Here is a 16590-nt window from a genome sequence, read left to right on the forward strand (position 1 = left end):
TCTGGCCCTGGGGGCTAGGTAAGCTGGCTCAGCAGCCGGGCGTCCCTGCTAGATCTGAGAGCATTATCTAACGTTTTAAGCCAGGCTGGCGTTCGTCCAGAGCAAAACCGGTGGCAAAACCCAGCCCAAAGCTCACAGCACAAACCGCGGCGGGGCTAGCCAGAATAGCTGGCTATTGGCGATCGCGCTTTCCCCTACCGGCAGCTGCAGCCCGATAATACCCGCTTTTTTCAATACCCAGCGCTCGTTTGTCTCACCGTTTACCAGCCGCTCACCCCAGCTGCTGAGGTCGGGCTCATGCCCGACTAAGGCCAGCGACCTGAGGTCATCGGGCTGCACCGCCAGCCAGTCGAGCCAGGTCTGAAGCTGGCCGCCGGGCACTAGCGGTTCAAAGCGTTCGGCCCGATTCGCGAGCCCTGCTGCCTGCAAGATTTCGGCGGTCTGCCGGGCGCGGACGAGAGGGCTGGTCAGCATCCGGTCGAACCGGAGGCCCCACTGTTTGAGCCGCTGCGCGATCGCGACGGTTTTCACCCGTCCCCGCTGGGTGAGCGGCCGCTGGGTATCGTCGGCATAGGTGCCGCGCTCGGCAGCGATGCCGTGGCGAATCAGGTAAACCTCAGTCGGTGTTGATGACGCCATTTTCGGGGTTGATCAGCCGCAGCAGCTTTTGTTTAATTTGGATGTCAAAGACTTCCCACTTCTGGCGGTTGTAGTCGCTGTTTTCGTAGAAGCCCGAGAGGAATCCCACCGGAATTTCGAACCCGCCCGCCGTCAGGCGACCGCCGCCAAAGAAACGGCCCTGGCTGTCCTGGCCGAACGCCTCTTTGATAAATTCATCTGGGTCGAGGGTAATTTTATTCGTGCGCAGAGAGCCTACGACCAGCTCAATTTCTTCATCCTCATCGTGGACAATCCCGTAGATCACCGCCGTATGGATATTTTCTTCGGTCAGTAAAAAGTCGGCGGCCTGAGGAATGGCGTCTCGGTCTTCATAACGGATATAGCCTACGCCGGCCATTGAAACATTATTCTGCATTTTGCGGTTGCGCAGCGATCGCTCAATCACGTCCATCACCCGCTTGGAGCGGGACGCTTGCAGCACGGCGCTCAGCAGCTGCGCGTCATAGTACTGACTGAGGTAGGCGGCCGCCAGAAACTCAGACTCGGCCGCCTGCATCAGGTGGCCTGTATCTGAACGCAGGCCGTGCATCAGCGCCGTCGCGCATTTCACATGCCGCCCGTTGCTGCGGTCGAGCTGGAGGATGTCGGCCTGGAGATACTCTGTCAGAATCGTCGCCGTGGCCCTCACCTCAGGCCGGATGTCGGCCAGCTCGGCTTTCAGGTTGCCCTGTAGGGCGTGGTGGTCAACCACAAACACCAGTGGCAGCTGAGCTGCCCGCACCAGGTCAGTTAGATGGCTGGTAGTGCCCTGATTATCGACGAGGACATAGCCCTGATACTGGGACAGATCTGGCGCATCGCTGCTCTGCTGTGGCCAGCGCTTGGCCGGTAAGCTTGTGAGCTTGACCAAGGCCACGTTCTCCTGATGGCTGAGCATCCCAGAATAGTAGATATCGCACTGGATGTCGTAGCCATCGGCCATCAGCTGATAGGCCCAGGCCGAAGATAGGGCATCGGGGTCGGGGAAATCCTGGAGCAAAATCAGGTGGCGATTGCCCGCCTGGGCCTTGAGCAGCTGTCTAAACTTTTCAGCTGGTTTAGTCCCGCCTGTTTTGACCGGTTGAGCATCTTCGGCTGGGGCAGGCGCTAGTTCCTCAGCCTTCATGGGTGAGGCAGCCTGCGACTGTTCCTTTGAGTCCTTTGAGTCCTTTGAGTAACTATGGGACTGTTCCTTAGCGTAACTATGGGAATCCTTGCGGACAGCGTCTTGAGTAGGCATGGGCAGAGCCTGTTGTCTAGACACCTAGCTGAGATCACTCTGCTGATTTTCTAGAGTCAGGGGGTGTGAGGTCTATCTTGATTATGCGTAGGGGCAGCCAGAATTGCTACTCGCAATAGCCGAACTCTATCGATAGGCAGCCGCAGGACGGCGCCCTGACTGGATTTAATTCAGCCCAATGACGTATTTGCGCCACTCCTGATGCACCCCACCGCGAACATGGCGGGCAATCTCGAAATAGAGACTGCTGTGGGGTTTGCGGGGCGGATTGCGCAGGGGCATACTGGCCTCTTTGGGCGTGCGGCTGCCTTTTTTGACATTGCAGCGAACACAGGCGGTGACGATATTTTCCCAAGAATCGCCGCCGCCGCGCGATCGCGGTACGACATGATCCAGCGTTAGCCCTTCGCTACCGGTGCCGCAGTACTGGCAGGTGTGATTGTCGCGATGCAGCAGATTGCGCCGGGTTAGCGGAATTTCTTTATAGGGAACTCGTACATAGTGGCGCAGGCGAATCACCGTCGGGAAAGGGAAGTCGGCATAAATGACCCGACCATTATGTTCGACCTGCTCAGCCTTTCCCTTGATCACTAAGACCACCGCCCGCCGCCAGCTGGTAATGTTTAGTGGCTCGTAGGAGGCGTTGAGGACCAAAACCTTGCTCATGCAGCTACCCACATCTTCCACCGATAGTAGCACAGTCGCCTGCACTGCTGGCTTTTGACAGCTATATTGCTGCCAGATTGGGCTAGAATCGGCCCGAAACGGTGTAGCGGGATTAAGGAGAACGACGACCATGCTGAGCTGGGAGCATACGCCAGACCTTTTGCCCATGCGCGGCTGCCGGGCCTGGATTGAAATTAATCTGACCGCTCTGGCCCACAATGTGCAGCAGTTCAAGACGCGACTCTCCCCTCAAACCGACCTGATGGCAGTGGTCAAGGCCGATGCCTACGGCCATGGTGCAGTGACCGTGGCGCAGACGGCCCTCCAGGCCGGGGCCACCTGGCTGGGCGTGGCGACCGTCCCCGAGGGGATAGAGCTACGTCAGGCGGGAATCGCCGCGCCGATTTTAGTCATGGGTGCCGTCAACCACCCCGAGGAGGTGCGGGCGATCGCGCTTTGGCAGCTCCAGCCTACCCTGGTCACCCCCAAGCAGGCCCTGGTCTTCGCTGAAACCCTAGCGACAGCAGCGCCGACGGTGCCCTTACCGGTTCACCTAAAGCTCGACACCGGCATGGCGCGGCTGGGCTTTGACTGGCAGCGGGCCGGTGAATTCATCAGCCTGGTGCGGCGACTGCCTCAGCTTGACCCGGTCAGCCTCTATTCCCATCTAGCGACCGCTGATAGCCCCGAGCCGGCAGTCATGCGGCTTCAGCAGCAGCGATTTGAACAGGCGATCGCCGATCTCAGGGCTCAGGGCCTCTGCCCGCCGCGGCTGCATCTGGCCAACTCTGCTGGGACGCTGGCCGCCCCTGACCTGCACTACGATTTGGTGCGGGTGGGGATCGGTCTCTACGGCTTCTATCCGGCTCCCCATCTCCGCGCCGCTGTGGATTTACAGCCGGTGATGGAGGTGAAAGCGCGGGTAACTCACCTAAACGCGATCGCGGCGGGGACCGGCGTCAGCTACGGCCATCAGTTCATCGCCCCGCAGCCACTCAACCTTGCCGTCGTTGGGGTGGGCTATGCCGACGGCGTGCCGCGCATCCTGTCGAACCGGATGGCGGTACTGGTACGGGGGCAGCGGCTGCCGCAGGTGGGCGCGATCACGATGGATCAGATGATGATTGACGTCACTAGTCTGCCCGACCTGCAGGTGGGCGAGCCGGTGACCCTGCTGGGCCAGTCAGGCCCAGACCAAATTAGCGCCGAAGATTGGGCCGCCCTATCGGGAACCATTTCCTGGGAAATTCTCTGCGGGTTCAAACACCGGCTGCCGCGGATTACCGTTGAGACAGCAGTGCGTCTATCCACTACCGATCCGGCCGCTGGCCTGAGAAAATAACCCCAAAAAATAGATACCCAGCTCGGTAGAGCTTTAACCCAGTTCTTGCTATGATGATCATCCCATTGGAAAATTCCAATGGTTTTCCCTTGGAGAGGTGGCTGAGTGGTTGAAAGCGGCTCCCTGCTAAGGAGTTATGGGGTGTAAACCTCATCGAGGGTTCGAATCCCTCCCTCTCCGTTGATTTCGGTCCGTTTCAATCAGGCTTCTTCAGCTCCCGGTTCTTATAGATTGCGAACGGCCCACAGCAGCCGCTCCGGTGTCGCATTGTGGTGCAGAAAGGAAAACAGGTGCTGAAACCGCAGCCGACCGTCGGTATCTAGCACAAACTGAGCCGGTAGGGGCGCTCCCAGCGCCTGTCCGGTGCCGTACTGCCGGAAAACTGTGCAGGCCGAGTCGCTTAGCAGCGGCATTGATAGCCCCAGGTCGCGCTGCACTGCCTGGCTCTGTCGCCTATCTGTACTGGTAATCAGCAGCAGTTCTGCTCCAGCCCCGATGAACTGATCGTAGGCCCGATTGAGGCTGACAAGGTGGGGCAGGCAAAGAGGGCAGTACTGCTTCTCGGTAAAAATCCGGGTGAAAGCAACGACGACCGGTCGCTGGCCGCGATAGCAAGACAGCTGTAGGCTATCCTCAGCGCCGACGCGGGGCAGCGTGAAGTCCGGCGCCAGCCGATTTAGCCCCAGGACAGGGGTAGCGGGAATCGGCAGCAGATTTTTCGCAAATCGGCGATTGATCAACCCTCGAAAATCAGTCGAACTCAGCTGCATATTCATTCCGGCTCTGGAGCACAGAGCGCTAGCATCGCCTCTATTTTATATTTTCAGCATTTTCAGCGACGTCAGGCTGCCGGACCGGGCGTCAGGGCCGTCGCGATCGCGCCGATGAGCTCGGCTTGATCAGCGCGGGGCTCGACCAGGCGGGAATCCAGCGGACATTCAGCCAGCATAGCCTGCTGCTGGCGCAGCTCGTCGGGTTTGGCAGCACCAATCAGCACCAGCGGCACCAGCTGGCGTGAGCGGTAGACGCTGATCGAGGCGATCGCGAGCTCAAACGGGCCGGGTTCAAAGTGGGGATTCAGCGCCTTGTCGTATTCAAACTTGCTCAGCATCACTTGGAGGGAGTGAATCTGGGCCGGGTCCAGCGGCGGCGCGTTGGGCACCGATCGGGCGCGAAAGGTAGGGACGGTCTCTTGAAACGGCACATTGATGCTGAGCCACTGCTCCGCCTGCGTGTCAAAGGAATAGATATAGGCCGGACTGTCCCAGCCCGGATCGTTGCGCAGGATGAACTTGTACCGCTGGCCGTCGCCCCGGACCCGCAGCCGCAGCCCCTGCCAGTCGGAAAAAATGAAGGGGGGTTCAAAGTTGCGCGTCCGCACCGAGGTAAAGCCGCCCGAGTTGTCGGTCGAGACCCGTCCGGTAAACACAGCGGCGCGATCGCGCCAGACCAGGCGGCTCTGGCTGACGCCGCCCATGACCACATCGTCGAGGCTGCCCCAGGCGTCAGACGGGTTACTTTCACTAAAGTCAAATACCGGCTGCTGGACAACCCCCGCATTTTCTCCCAGGGCATCGGCCAGGCGACTCACTAAGCTGGAAAGCGCCTCGGGGCTGAAATCGGCGCTGTTCACAATCAGGCCGTCTGCGGATAGCAGCGGCTCCAGCGGCAGGTCGGCAGTCGCCGCCGGGTCGATCGCGCGTGATCGCAGGCCGATATCTTGGGCTGCCAGCTGTTTTTCTAGGTTGCGGCTGAGGGCTGTGGCCGACTCAGGGGCTAAAAACAGAGCTTGCTTAGGCATCGGCGGAATCATGGCACCGCTGGGGTTAGTTGACTGGCCCAGCAGCTGCTGAACCCAGCGAAAGCTTCCTATAAATGGAATCTCCCCATAGTAGTTGAGGGTTTCCAAGAAGCGCCCCAGGTTCCATGAAGAACGACTCTCTGATGTCATCGTACTGCTCCTAACTAGGCTGCTTTCGACTGGCCAATCCATTTTGTGGCCCAGGTTATCCAATCCCAGTTTACAAAGCCTATGAAAATATTAGCTAGTTTTCAGCTTGATACCCGGCATGGCCGATTCAGCCTTTCTAGGCTCAAACCGGCCGGCCGGGAATCCGGACGCCTCAGGGCTCTGCTCCCTATAGACTTGATGAAAGAAGTTTGCCTATCTCTAAAGTTTCGCTGAAGCTAGCCCCGGTTGGCTACTGACTCCAAGCCTCCGTGGCTACGCTGAACTTGGGTTGTGAATTTGCCGATATTTCGCCGATTTTGGCACCCGGTTTCCTAAGTTGACTGAAGTCTCATCTCTAAAGTTTCCTCGCTTCCCCGCCATCGTTTCTACGTTCAAATAGCCTGCCCTCTATGCGTATTCTAATCTACTCGTATAACTACCATCCCGAGCCCATTGGCATTGCCCCACTGATGACCGAACTGGCTGAGGGATTAGCCGCCAGGGGCCATGAGGTGCGGGTGATTACGGCCATGCCCAACTATCCCGAACGGCAGATCTATCCTGAATATCGCGGCCAGCTCTACAGGACGGAAGTTCGCAACCGGGTCAAAATTCAGCGATGCTACGTCGCGATCCGTCCAAATCCAGGGCTGCTCACGCGCATTCTCTTAGACGGCAGCTTTTCAGCTTTGAGCTTCATCCAGGCGCTGGGCGGCTGGCGTCCGGACGTGATCCTCTCTACCAGCCCCTCACTGCCAGCCTGCGTACCGGTGGCCCTGCTGAAGCTGATCTACGGCTGTCCCACCGTGCTCAGCCTGCAAGATATCTTACCCGAAGCCGCAGTGCAGACAGGGCTGCTCACCAGCCGTCTGGCCATCCGGGCCTTTGAGCTGCTCGAAAAATTTGCCTACGCCAGCGCGACTAAAATTGCCGTTATCACCGATTCGTTTGGCAATAATCTGATCGGCAAGGGGGTGCCTAAGCGCAAGCTGCAATGCATTTCAAACTGGGTCGATGTCAACTTTATCCGCCCCCTGCCGAGGCAGGGTAATGAGTTCCGTCGCGACCTCCAGCTTGAAGATAAGTTTGTCGTCCTCTACTCGGGCAACATTGCCCGCACCCAGGGCGTTCGCACCATCATTCGCGCTGCTAAGCAGCTTCAGCAGTTTCCTCAGATTCACTTTGTGATTGCTGGCGAAGAAAGCCAGCTGACCGAGCTGGCTCAGCTGGCTCTGGAACTGGGCGTCGAAAATGTCACCCTGCGCCCCTTTGCGCCCCGACATAAGCTACCCAAGCTGCTCGCAGCAGCCGATGTTTCGCTGATCATGCAAAAGCGCAACGTGGTGGGCTTTAACATGCCTTCAAAAACTCAGGTGCTAATGGCCAGCGGTCGCCCGATCATTGCCTCCGTACCCAGCTATGGATCGGCTGCTGACGCGATTGTTCAGAGCCAGGGCGGCCTCGTCGTAGAGCCTGAAAGCCCTACTGAGCTGGCCAAAGCAATTGTTCAGCTCTACCAGAACCCGGTACAGGCCGAGGCATTTGGCCAGGCAGGTCGGCAGTTTGCCCTTGAGAACTATTCCTTTGAGCAGGCCTTGAATGCCTATGAAGCGCTGCTCAAGCAGGTCGTCGCTCCCGCTGGCGAACCTCAAAAAAATTCGGTTTCACCCATCGCAGGCGTGAGCCCAGAGCTCGGAGAGGCGCCGGGACTGTATCGGTAGTCGCTGCTGCCTAAGGAGACTGAGTTGGAGACTGAGACCGGGGCGAGGTTTGGGCAGCCTGAAGCTGCTCTAGCAGCTGACCCAGCTGCTTCTGAGCCTGACCATAGGCCGTCCAATCGCCCGCTTGCAGAGCAGTCTGACCCTGCTGATAGGCTTCCAGGGCGGCGGCGACCGTCTCTGCCTGTTCAGGGGTGATTGGCCGGCTGGGAGTCGCTGAACCTGCGGTAGAATCACCCGATGATTCTGCTGCGGCCGACTCGACTGGCGCACTTTCTGAAGCACCGCTGAAAATAGCCTGGAGCGCTTCTGGTAACGCCTGCCGCATCACAATCGTATTTTCGTAGGCGACAATCACCCGCTTCAGCTCGGGCAGAGCGCCCTGATCGGCCTTCAGGTAAACCGGCTCAAAATAGAGCAGCGACTGCTCCACCGGAATCACCAGCAGGTCTCCTCGAATCACGCTAGAGCCCTGCTGATTCCAAAGGGTGAGCTGCTGAGAGATTTCGGGATTCTGGTCGATCCGGGCCTCGATCTGCTTGGGGCCATAGACTAGCTCCTGCTTGGGAAATTCATACAGCACTAGGCTGCCGTAGTTTTCGCCATCGCAGCGGGCCGCCATCCAGGCCACCATGTTGTCTTTAGTCGATGGGGTAAAGGGCAGAATTTGCAGGAATTCTTCTCCATCGGCGTTGGGTAGGCGCATGATCACATAGTAGGGTTCCATCCGCTGGAGCTGGTCATCTTCCCCGACCTGGAGAGGAAACTGCCAGAGGTCTTCCTGGTTGTAAAAGACGTCAGGATCTTCCATGTGGTAAGCCCGGTAGAGCTGGGCCTGGATCTGGAAGAGGTTGAGCGGATAGCGATAGTGGGCCCGCAGGTCTGCCGACGCCACTTCGGCGGGCTGAAACAGAGAAGGAAAAATCTTCTGGTAGGTCGCCAGAATCGGATCGGCGGCATCGACTACGTAGAACTGAAGCGTTCCATCATAGGCATCGACCACGACCTTGACGGCGTCGCGAATGTAGTTGGTATCGCTGCGGGCAATCCGCTCAATTTCGCGGTTTTGCAACAGCTCCGCCGCGTCGGGGGTGCTGCTGATCGGTTCGGAGTAGGGGTAGCGATCGCTAATGGTATAGCCATCGACAATCCACTTCATCCGACCGTCGATCAGCGAGAGGTAGGGATCGCTGTCGAGGGAAAGGAAGGGAGCAATCTGCTGCACCCGCTGGCGGACGTTGCGGTAGTAGTGAATCCGCGACTGGGGGGTGAAATAGTTGGAGATCAAAATCTTCAGGCTGCCCTGGTCAGCGGCATAGGCCAGCCGTCGCCAGAACGACCCCATTGGCACGCCGCCTTCGCCGTCGTAGTTATTCAGCGCGTTTTGGTCGCCCTGGGGATAGTCAAACTCCTGGGTGGTAGTGCCAGTAAAAATATAGTGATCGGTTTCTTCGCCATAGTAGAGGCGGGGCTGGTCTACCGAGAGGTCAACGGTCGAGGCGGGAGGAATATCCTGAATAAAAAATTCGGGTAGCCCTTCAACCGTTACCTGGTTGACTGGGCTCATGGCCAGGCCGTAGCCATGGGTGTATTTCAGCCGCTGGTTCACCCAGGTTTGGGCCTGGTCGGGCACGGCATTGTAGTCAAGCTCGCGGGGGGCCAGCATCACCTGCCGGTAGTCGCCATTGAGGGTGTAGCGATCGATATCGACGTCGTGGAAGCGGTAATACAGCCGCAGGCTCTGGAGCTCTTGATAGGTGCTTAGCAGCGTCGCATAGTCCCACAGCCGAATGTTCTCTACGGTGGCGGCGTTCTGGTCAATGGCGGGGCGGTCGAGCTGGCCTTCCACAGCAAAGGGTTCCTGCTGGATTTGCGTCAGGCTGTAGGCCTGGCGGGTGAGCTCAATATTGTGCTGGATGAAGGGCCGCTCCTTATCCAGCTCGTTGGGCTCGACTACAAACTTTTGCTGCGCCCAGGGATAGAGCCCGTTCACCAGCAGAAAGATCACGGCGTAGACGGCAATCCCTGCAACCGGTAGGGAAAAACCGCTGCGCCAGAGGGAAGCCACAAACAGCCCCCCCACCACTAAGGTAATGACGCCCATAATCCCGTAGGCATGCATCCGAGCGTTGACGTCGGTATAGCCCGCCCCAAACACGACGCCGGTGGGCGAGTAGAGCAGGTCGTAGCGGGCCAGCCAGAACCCGGCAGCGATCGCGACGGCCAGCAGCGCCAGCAAAACGCACAGGTGGGCCTTGACCTCACCGGTCAGAAAATATTTCCACCCCCGCTCGGGCCGCACTTCGCCCCGGATGGCGTAGATCGCGATCGCTAAGATAATGCTCCAGACAATCAGCTCCGAGGCCGCCTGCTGGAGCCCCTGGTAAAACGGCAGCCGGAAGACATAAAAGCCAATATCCTGCCCGTAGATTGGCTCGCTGACGCCGAATTCGCTGGGGTTGAGAAACTTGAGGATCGTTTCCCAGGCGGCTGCCGCACCCAGCGCCCAGCTGAGCGAGAGCAGCAGGATCAGGATCAGGGCGGCGTAGCGGGTCAGGGCCGGAATGTAGGGAGCCCATTCGCTATTGGCCGGGCGGTAGTAGTCGCGATCGCGGGTTTGCCACAGGGCCAGCCGATAGTTGCCCCACAGGACCAGCGCCGAGAGGACAAACGCACCCAGCGCCGTCACCAGCTGCCAGGTGACCCGGATCCGAAAGACATCGCTGTAGCCCACCGCCTCAAACCACCAGGACTCGGTCAGAAGATGGAGCAGCGAGCCGGAGAACACCAGTAGCGCTAGGACAGCCAGCAGGCCGAAAACGAAATAAGGGCGAATTTTGAAATTTGCAGCCACGGCGTTAAAGAAATGTTGATAACTCCATTCTAGCCACGGCAGGTCTAGCCCATCCAAACGGGCGTGAGCGAAATATAAAGTAGGCTTATGAAGCGAGAGAAAAGCCGTACCAGCCCAGCATCCGCCTACTCCTGAGTTTCAGGGAGCTGATTGACGCAGCCCTCAGCGTCGTAATCCACGTCGATTTTGACCTGATAGGGCACCGGGCCATCTGACTCAGGAAAACTGTAATTGCGGGCAGCCGTCAGAGCCTGGCTGTTGAGAATGTCATAGCCTGTGCTTCCTAGCATACTCACCTCCTGAGGCCTGCCTTCGGGACCGACCAGGACGCCGACTAAACCGTCTGTCGGAGGCGTATCGAGGCAGACGCTAAGGACATTCGCATCGAGCCCGAGATCGGCTTCACCAGGCTGCAGCTCAGCCGAGCCGACTTTCTCTCGGGCGGCAGTGAGCCACGTCTCAGCGGCGGCACTGACGTCGGCCTCGGCGGTTCCTGCCGGGTCATATTGATAGGCTGCCAGCAGGCTACGGCTGCGCGACCCCGAATCGCCTTCGGCCGGCGCTGCAGCAGCAGTTAATTCGTCGCCGGTTTGCTCCGGTGCTGTCTCGCCCAATGCCGTCTCGTCCGGTGTCGTCTCACCTGGAGCTGCCGTCGCGGCATCGGTACCGGTGAGGGCATCGGCCAGCGCCGTCCGCGATTCGCTAGAGGCCGACCCATTCTGAGGTGCGGCGAGGAGCTCGTCTAATGTCCGAGTCTCACCGCTGGGCAGCTCAGGCAGTGAGCCCGGCTCTGCTGCTGTCGCGTCGGCGCTGGTCTCTGGCGCTGCTTGGGTCTCTGGCGCTGTTTGAGCGGGCGGCTGTCCCGGTGGGTTAGGAATCGCCCCAATCCGAACTCCAGCGGGCGGACGGCTGACCTGAGGAGCGTTGCGAACGCTAAACCGGGTAATGGAAGGCGGAGCGCTGAACGGAGAACGAGAAACAGCAGGTGGCTGGGGTAAAAAGGTCGAAGGTGCCTGTTGTAACCCTGGCGAAGCAGGGTTGGGAAAGCTGCCAAAGCTGCCCGGAGTCGGCAGGGTTAAAGCAGATGGGGGCTTAAAGCCGCCCGGCGGATTGTTGAGACGGTCGAGCCCTAAAGGAAAGGGAGTTTGGGAGAAGTTGGGCAGGCGACTTTGCTCGGCGGGCGTCAGCTGCACTAGGGGCACGTTTCTCGGCTCCGCCGCTGTCGCGTCTCCGTCTACCCAGGCGGCAAAGGAAACGTCTGAGTATCGTGGGCCAAAGGCAAAGAATAGGCCATGCACGCCAACGGACGCCAGCACCGCGATCGAATAGGGATTGAGCAGCGACTGAGGGAAAAATCGGGTTTTGGGAGCAGTTGAAGCCATAGGGTTAGGGGCTAATTCGCCTTGGGAGAGGGCGCGATCGCGCATTCCTTAAGGTCTACGATGGGGAACGCGAATAATCAGCAGCGAAAAATAGGGCAGCTTTAAATCGGGCCAATCCTTTAGACCAGCATAGATCATCTGGTCGGGCCTTGTGGCATGTTTGACCACATAGCTATGCTCTAACAGCTGCTGCTGCTGGAGCATAGACCAGACCTGAGCATAGACCGAGCTCACCTTGAGCAAAACCACGGCTTCGGCCCAGGCCAGGGCCGCTTCCAGCGTCGCCATCTGATACAGGGCTGGCAACACCGCCAGCCGCTGCGATCGCACCGTCAGTGGAATGCCTAACGCCGCTGCTGCTGCTAGGGGGGAGCAAATGCCTGGAACGGCTTCAACCTGCGCTTCGGGATGCTGCTGGAGCAGGCTCTGGGCCAGGTAGGTAAAGGTGCTGTAAAAGCTGATATCGCCCTCCGAGGCGAAGACCACATCCCCGTTCTGCATCGCCTGCCAAACCTGGTCGGCGGCAGTTTTCCAAGCAGCCTTCAGAATAGCCTCGTCCTGAACGTAGGGAAAGGTCAGCGGTAGCTGCTGCTGGTGGGGCTGGAGCCAGGTCGAGATCGCGCTTTGGGCGACCCCAGGCTCTCCCCTAAGCCCGGCGGGGAAAGCCACGATGGGGGCCGCTTGGAGGCGGCGTAGCGCTTTGACCGTAATCAGCTCAGGGTCGCCAGGACCGACCCCGATGCCGCAGAGCCTGCCGGGTCGATGCTGGGATAAGCTGGCCTCTAGGCTAGCCTCTAAGGCAGGTGATTTCAAGGGTCTATCTGGGGGTCAGCCGCCACCGCCGATGGATTTTGCGATGGATTTTGGTCCGCGCCATTTTGGTCTGAGCCCTGTCCGGTTTCATTCGGTTCGCTGCCGTCGGCGTCTGTTCCCGCTTCAGCTGGGGAGTCTACCGCTGCTGCCGTTGCCGCTGCCGCGCCGGCCATTGTTTTCACAGTCGTACTGGCCGCAGTTTCGGCGGTTGCCGCCGCTTTGTCTGCTTTAGTCAGCGGTTCTACCGCCAGCCGCGAAGGCGACCGGCCGCCCGAGAGCCGCTTCAGCAGCTGCGGGGTAGGGTCGTGTAGCAGATAGGTGAGGCGGTCGCCCGCCCGCCAGTCGCTGTTGACCAGCGCCAGGTCCAGCTTTTCATCCCGCTGGAGGGCCAGGGGAATCATATCGCCGTTGCGAATGAGCTTGTTTAAGCGATCTCGCTGGGCTTCGAGCTGAGACTGGGTGAGCTGAATTTCACCACGTTCATAGCGATTATCTTTGATATAGCTGTTCCAGGTCTTGACCGACAGCCGCGGCAGCAGCAGCGCATCGCGGCTGGTGGGCTTATTATTGGTATCGGTCTCCCGGGGCAGCACCGCAAATACCCGAGGCGGTTGAAACTCCGCCGCCGCCCGGTCGGCCACGACTGAGTTGACTTCGCCGTTATTCGTAATCGCGAGAAAAGTGCCGATGGAACTGAGCCCAGCGTCTTCCAGCACATTGGCATCGAGGGCGCTGCTGATGTAGACCCGAAAGCCCTCCGCCTCGGCGCTGCGGCAGGCTTCTTCGTCCGTATCGATGATCACCACCGACTCGCCCCGGTCTTTAAACAGCCGGCCAATCATCAGACCCAGGGGATTGCAGCCGACAATCACCACGCCGGTGGCGCTATCCGACGTCAGCCCCAGCAGCTGCGCCAGCCAGCGGGCCGTCAGCCCCTGGATCAGCACGGTCATCATAATCGTCAGAAAGACCAGCGCCTTAATCGAATCGCCACCGGTGATCCCCCGCTCGGTCAGCAGGATAGCAAACAGGGACGCCACCGATGCCGAGACAATTCCCCGGGGCGAAATCCAGCTGAGAAAGGTTTTTTGCTTCCAGGTCAGGTCGCTATCCCAGGTGCAGAGCCAGACGTTCAGCGGTCGGATTAGCAGCATCAGGGCCAGCACCGTCAGCAGCGAACCGCGACCCAGCTCAAACACACTGGCAATGGAGAGGTCGGCGGCCAGCAGCACAAACAGCACTGAGACCGAAAAAATCGTCAGCTGTCCCTTAAATCGTCGCAGCAGTCGTTCGTCAGGAATCGATAGCGATCGCACCACAATCCCCGCCGTCACCGCCGCCATCAGTCCGGACTCGCCCCGGACGCTCTGAGCCAGTCCAAACAGTCCCCAAAGGCCCGCCAGCACGACTAGGTTACGCAGTTCCTCCGATAAAAACTGAGCTCGTTTGAGAAAGAAGCCCAGCAGGACACCGCCCAGTCCACCAATGGCAGCCCCGACGCTGAGCCGCAGCAGCAGCCCCGGCACAATAAACGTCAGCCCCGTATCGCCGCTGAGGATAATGTCGAGCACCACTACCGCCAGAATTGCGCCCACCGGATCGATGAGGACGCCCTCACCTTCCAGCAGCGTGCCCACCTTGCGCTCGACCTTTACCTGCCGCAGCAGCGGCGTCACGACGGTTGGCCCAGTGACCACCACCAGCGACGCGTAGAGAAAGGCAATTGGCCAGGGAAACTCGCCCAGCCAGTGCGCCGCCATGCCGCCACCCAGCAGCGTAATAAAGGTGCCCAGGGTAATCAGATTGCGCAGGCTGCCCGAAACTTTACCCACTTCCCGCAGCTCCAAGCTCAGGCCTCCTTCAAATAGAATTAGGGCGACGCAGAGCGAGACAATCACTTCCAGGCCAACGCCCAGCATTTTGGGATTGAGCAAACCGATGCCGTCTGGCCCGAGGGAAACGCCAAATATTAGCAGCAGAATAATGCTGGGCAGCTTCAGATAGGCCGCCAGTACCTGGGCTGAGATGCCAGCTAGTACCGTCAGCACGATTTGCAAAGTAAGGTCGAAGGAGGTGTTCATAGGCGATGCGGCTACGGCAGAACCGCTGCGCTCGCTCCTTTGAACTGGCGCAAGACCAGCCACTGCCGTTCCGGGGCTAGGGATCGGGCTGTGGATAAGGTTGAACAAACCATGCAAAGACTCAGCAAATCGTAGATATCTTCAGACTAGTTCGCCATAGGCGAGGACTGGGTCAGGCGTTTTACTCAAGCTACGGCTCTGAGCTGATAGTAGACGGGCTGATAGTCGATGGTTCCCGATGACCCCGTTTAGACCACGTTTTCAAAGCATAGCATTCTCGGCAAACGGGGCTAATCTTGACCAGATTGCTCACCACAGGGGTACGGGGCTGCGTTCAATCGTAATCCTGGCTATTGAAATAACCTCTACCTATGGGCTGTGACTGCTGGCCAATAGGCTCAAATTATTGGCCATCGTATCAAAGCGCAATCTCGGCTACGGTCTCAGGTGTCAGCTGGCAAGCGGCTTGAAAGGTGAGGTCGAGCGGCTGATCGAGCCGATCGCAGCGCATACAAAAAGTACAGGTTTTGCACAGCCCTTTAGACCGAGCCACTTTAGGAAACGGCTCGGCCTGGAGCCGCAGCTGATCCAGCTGCTCAGTCAGCTGCGTCAGATCCTGCTCGGTTTGGCGATGGCGCCGCCGGTCGTAGCTAAAGCGGTGAGAGGACGGCGACAGCTCACGGGTTTGGGAGTCGCGCTGACGGACAAACCAGTAGGTCATCGAGATCTGCTCTGGCGGCAGCTGGGTCGTTTCGGCCAGTACATAGAGATAGAGGCGCAGCTGCCAGTCCTGCTGAAGTCGAGATCGCGGCGGCGGCGTTAGGTGCGTCTTCCAGTCGATAATTTCAGCTCGCTCAGGTGACAGAATAAGCCGGTCATAGATTGCGGTTAAAAGATAGTGTTTAAAAACCAGCGTGCGCCGATGCTCGCTCTGACGAAAAACGCCTTCAGCAGGCGGGGTAAATAGGTCCGGCGCGGCCTGCTGCAAGGTAGAGAAGCTTGCCCTGAGTTCCGGGTCAGCAGTGACCAAGGGCTCGACCGGCAGACCGAGCTCCTGCTGCTGCATTAGCTGGTGAAACTGACTGCCCCAGTCCGTTCGAGCCTGCTGCTCTGGACCTATGGGCACGGTTAGGCCGTCCTGATAGATATATTGATATTTGCGAGCGCAGGCTTCGAACAGCGTCAGTTGTCCCTGGGAGAGCGGCAGCAGCGGCGGCATGGGGTTTGGGGTCGAGGGTTCGATAGTTTAGATGGAGCTGGGGATCGCTAGGGATTAGAGCAGGGATTCAGCTATTTGGTCAGCACAAATAGGCTGCCCTGGTTGCCCCGGCCAATGCGCAGATCGGCGTCGAGGTAGGTAATGTCGAGCCAGCCCTGCTGGCGGTCGGCATTAATGCCAAAATCAATGCCCTGAAGCCAGCTCAACCTGTCTTGAGCCGTCAGGCGGGCAATAAACTGGCCGGGGGAGCGGTAGTCTAGCAGTCGCTGTAGCCCAAAAACGGCCCGGCTAAAGCGTACATTGACGCGCCGCGCCGAGACCGGCTCAAATCTAGCGGCAACGGCGACCAGTGCCTCACAGTAGGGCAGGCTGCTGACCTCCGCCAGATTGTAGATGGCCGACTCTGCGGTCCGCACGCACTGATAGATATTACCTAATTTGACCAGAGGAAAGCCGTCGAGCCCGAGCAGATCCTGGCTGGTAGTGTAGAGCAGCCGCCAGTCGCCGTCTAACAGCTCGGGTTCCTCTAGCGGACGGGAATGGGGATTGCGGTCTTCGAGTTTGGCGATCGCGCTGGCAATGGCCAGCCGGTCGGTTTCTGAAGCTAGTAGGCCGCGATTTTTGCCCGCGATCGCGGCCTTGAGTTCAGCTTTACCTAACATAG

13 protein-coding genes and 1 tRNA gene are annotated in these 16590 nt (G+C 59.1%); 3 read left to right on the forward strand and 11 right to left on the reverse strand.

The features are described from left to right. Positions 1-132: 132 nt before the first annotated feature. From sixA to IQ241_RS05270, 3 genes are all read right to left on the reverse strand, one after another. Entirely contained in the window at positions 133-639 is a 507-nt protein-coding gene (sixA, locus tag IQ241_RS05260; RefSeq protein WP_193905368.1) for a phosphohistidine phosphatase SixA, read from the reverse strand. Then, entirely contained in the window at positions 617-1786 is a 1170-nt protein-coding gene (locus IQ241_RS05265; protein WP_193905369.1) for a DHH family phosphoesterase, read from the reverse strand. The genes sixA and IQ241_RS05265 overlap by 23 nt, the downstream gene beginning before the upstream one ends. Positions 1787-2065: 279 nt before the next feature. Then, positions 2066-2566 carry an HNH endonuclease gene (locus tag IQ241_RS05270; protein WP_193905410.1) on the reverse strand — a complete coding sequence of 167 codons (501 nt, stop codon included), beginning with the start codon at positions 2564-2566 and terminating at the stop codon, positions 2066-2068. Positions 2567-2696: 130 nt separating this feature from the next. Between IQ241_RS05270 and alr the strand changes: the two genes are divergently transcribed. Continuing rightward, the gene (gene alr / locus IQ241_RS05275; RefSeq protein WP_193905370.1) at positions 2697-3908 is read left to right on the forward strand and encodes an alanine racemase; all 1212 of its coding nucleotides are present in this window, start codon (positions 2697-2699) and stop codon (positions 3906-3908) included. A gap of 91 nt (positions 3909-3999) precedes the next feature. Next, positions 4000-4088: transfer RNA gene (locus tag IQ241_RS05280), tRNA-Ser, on the forward strand. A gap of 44 nt (positions 4089-4132) precedes the next feature. Here the strand turns inward: IQ241_RS05280 and IQ241_RS05285 are convergent. After that, positions 4133-4678, reverse strand: coding sequence for a peroxiredoxin family protein (locus IQ241_RS05285; protein ID WP_193905411.1), 546 nt, complete (start codon positions 4676-4678; stop codon positions 4133-4135). A gap of 71 nt (positions 4679-4749) precedes the next feature. Beyond that, positions 4750-5859, reverse strand: coding sequence for a CIA30 family protein (locus IQ241_RS05290; protein WP_193905371.1), 1110 nt, complete (start codon positions 5857-5859; stop codon positions 4750-4752). A 410-nt stretch (positions 5860-6269) separates the two neighbouring features. Between IQ241_RS05290 and IQ241_RS05295 the strand changes: the two genes are divergently transcribed. After that, complete coding sequence (locus IQ241_RS05295) at positions 6270-7580, forward strand: glycosyltransferase family 4 protein (protein ID WP_193905372.1); 1311 nt, start codon at positions 6270-6272, stop codon at positions 7578-7580. A gap of 10 nt (positions 7581-7590) precedes the next feature. Here the strand turns inward: IQ241_RS05295 and IQ241_RS05300 are convergent, their stop codons facing one another. The 6 genes from IQ241_RS05300 to IQ241_RS05325 form a co-directional block, all read right to left on the reverse strand. Next, a complete protein-coding gene (locus tag IQ241_RS05300) occupies positions 7591-10431 on the reverse strand; it encodes a UPF0182 family membrane protein (RefSeq protein ID WP_322743582.1) in 2841 nt (946 codons plus the stop codon). Between the two features lie 125 nt (positions 10432-10556). Further along, positions 10557-11813, reverse strand: a complete 1257-nt coding sequence (locus tag IQ241_RS05305; RefSeq protein WP_193905373.1) for an energy transducer TonB family protein — start codon at positions 11811-11813, stop codon at positions 10557-10559. 48 nt (positions 11814-11861) lie between these two features. Continuing rightward, complete coding sequence (locus tag IQ241_RS05310) at positions 11862-12626, reverse strand: precorrin-2 C(20)-methyltransferase (RefSeq protein WP_193905374.1); 765 nt, start codon at positions 12624-12626, stop codon at positions 11862-11864. Further along, the gene (locus IQ241_RS05315; RefSeq protein WP_193905375.1) at positions 12623-14707 is read right to left on the reverse strand and encodes a cation:proton antiporter; all 2085 of its coding nucleotides are present in this window, start codon (positions 14705-14707) and stop codon (positions 12623-12625) included. Before IQ241_RS05315 ends, IQ241_RS05310 begins: the two co-directional genes overlap by 4 nt. Positions 14708-15125: 418 nt before the next feature. After that, entirely contained in the window at positions 15126-15926 is an 801-nt protein-coding gene (locus IQ241_RS05320) for a PD-(D/E)XK nuclease family protein (protein WP_193905376.1), read from the reverse strand. Positions 15927-15997: 71 nt separating this feature from the next. Continuing rightward, positions 15998-16588 (reverse strand): PAP/fibrillin family protein, encoded by a 591-nt coding sequence (locus tag IQ241_RS05325; protein ID WP_193905377.1) that lies wholly within the window; start codon positions 16586-16588, stop codon positions 15998-16000. Positions 16589-16590 lie beyond the last annotated feature (2 nt).

This window comes from Vasconcelosia minhoensis LEGE 07310, from assembly GCF_015207255.1.
Taxonomy (GTDB): Bacteria; Cyanobacteriota; Cyanobacteriia; order Phormidesmidales; family Phormidesmidaceae; genus Vasconcelosia; species Vasconcelosia minhoensis.

Bases quoted from the DNA above. Each gene is read 5' to 3' on its own strand.
- IQ241_RS05305 (WP_193905373.1), bottom strand. From the start codon at position 11,813: ATGGCTTCAACTGCTCCCAAAACCCGATTTTTCCCTCAGTCGCTGCTC.
- IQ241_RS05285 (WP_193905411.1), bottom strand. From the start codon at position 4,678: ATGCAGCTGAGTTCGACTGATTTTCGAGGGTTGATCAATCGCCGATTT.
- IQ241_RS05290 (WP_193905371.1), bottom strand. From the start codon at position 5,859: ATGACATCAGAGAGTCGTTCTTCATGGAACCTGGGGCGCTTCTTGGAA.
- IQ241_RS05265 (WP_193905369.1), bottom strand. From the start codon at position 1,786: ATGAAGGCTGAGGAACTAGCGCCTGCCCCAGCCGAAGATGCTCAACCG.
- IQ241_RS05315 (WP_193905375.1), bottom strand. From the start codon at position 14,707: ATGAACACCTCCTTCGACCTTACTTTGCAAATCGTGCTGACGGTACTA.
- alr (WP_193905370.1), top strand. From the start codon at position 2,697: ATGCTGAGCTGGGAGCATACGCCAGACCTTTTGCCCATGCGCGGCTGC.
- IQ241_RS05270 (WP_193905410.1), bottom strand. From the start codon at position 2,566: ATGAGCAAGGTTTTGGTCCTCAACGCCTCCTACGAGCCACTAAACATT.
- sixA (WP_193905368.1), bottom strand. From the start codon at position 639: ATGGCGTCATCAACACCGACTGAGGTTTACCTGATTCGCCACGGCATC.
- IQ241_RS05325 (WP_193905377.1), bottom strand. From the start codon at position 16,588: ATGTTAGGTAAAGCTGAACTCAAGGCCGCGATCGCGGGCAAAAATCGC.
- IQ241_RS05320 (WP_193905376.1), bottom strand. From the start codon at position 15,926: ATGCCGCCGCTGCTGCCGCTCTCCCAGGGACAACTGACGCTGTTCGAA.
- IQ241_RS05295 (WP_193905372.1), top strand. From the start codon at position 6,270: ATGCGTATTCTAATCTACTCGTATAACTACCATCCCGAGCCCATTGGC.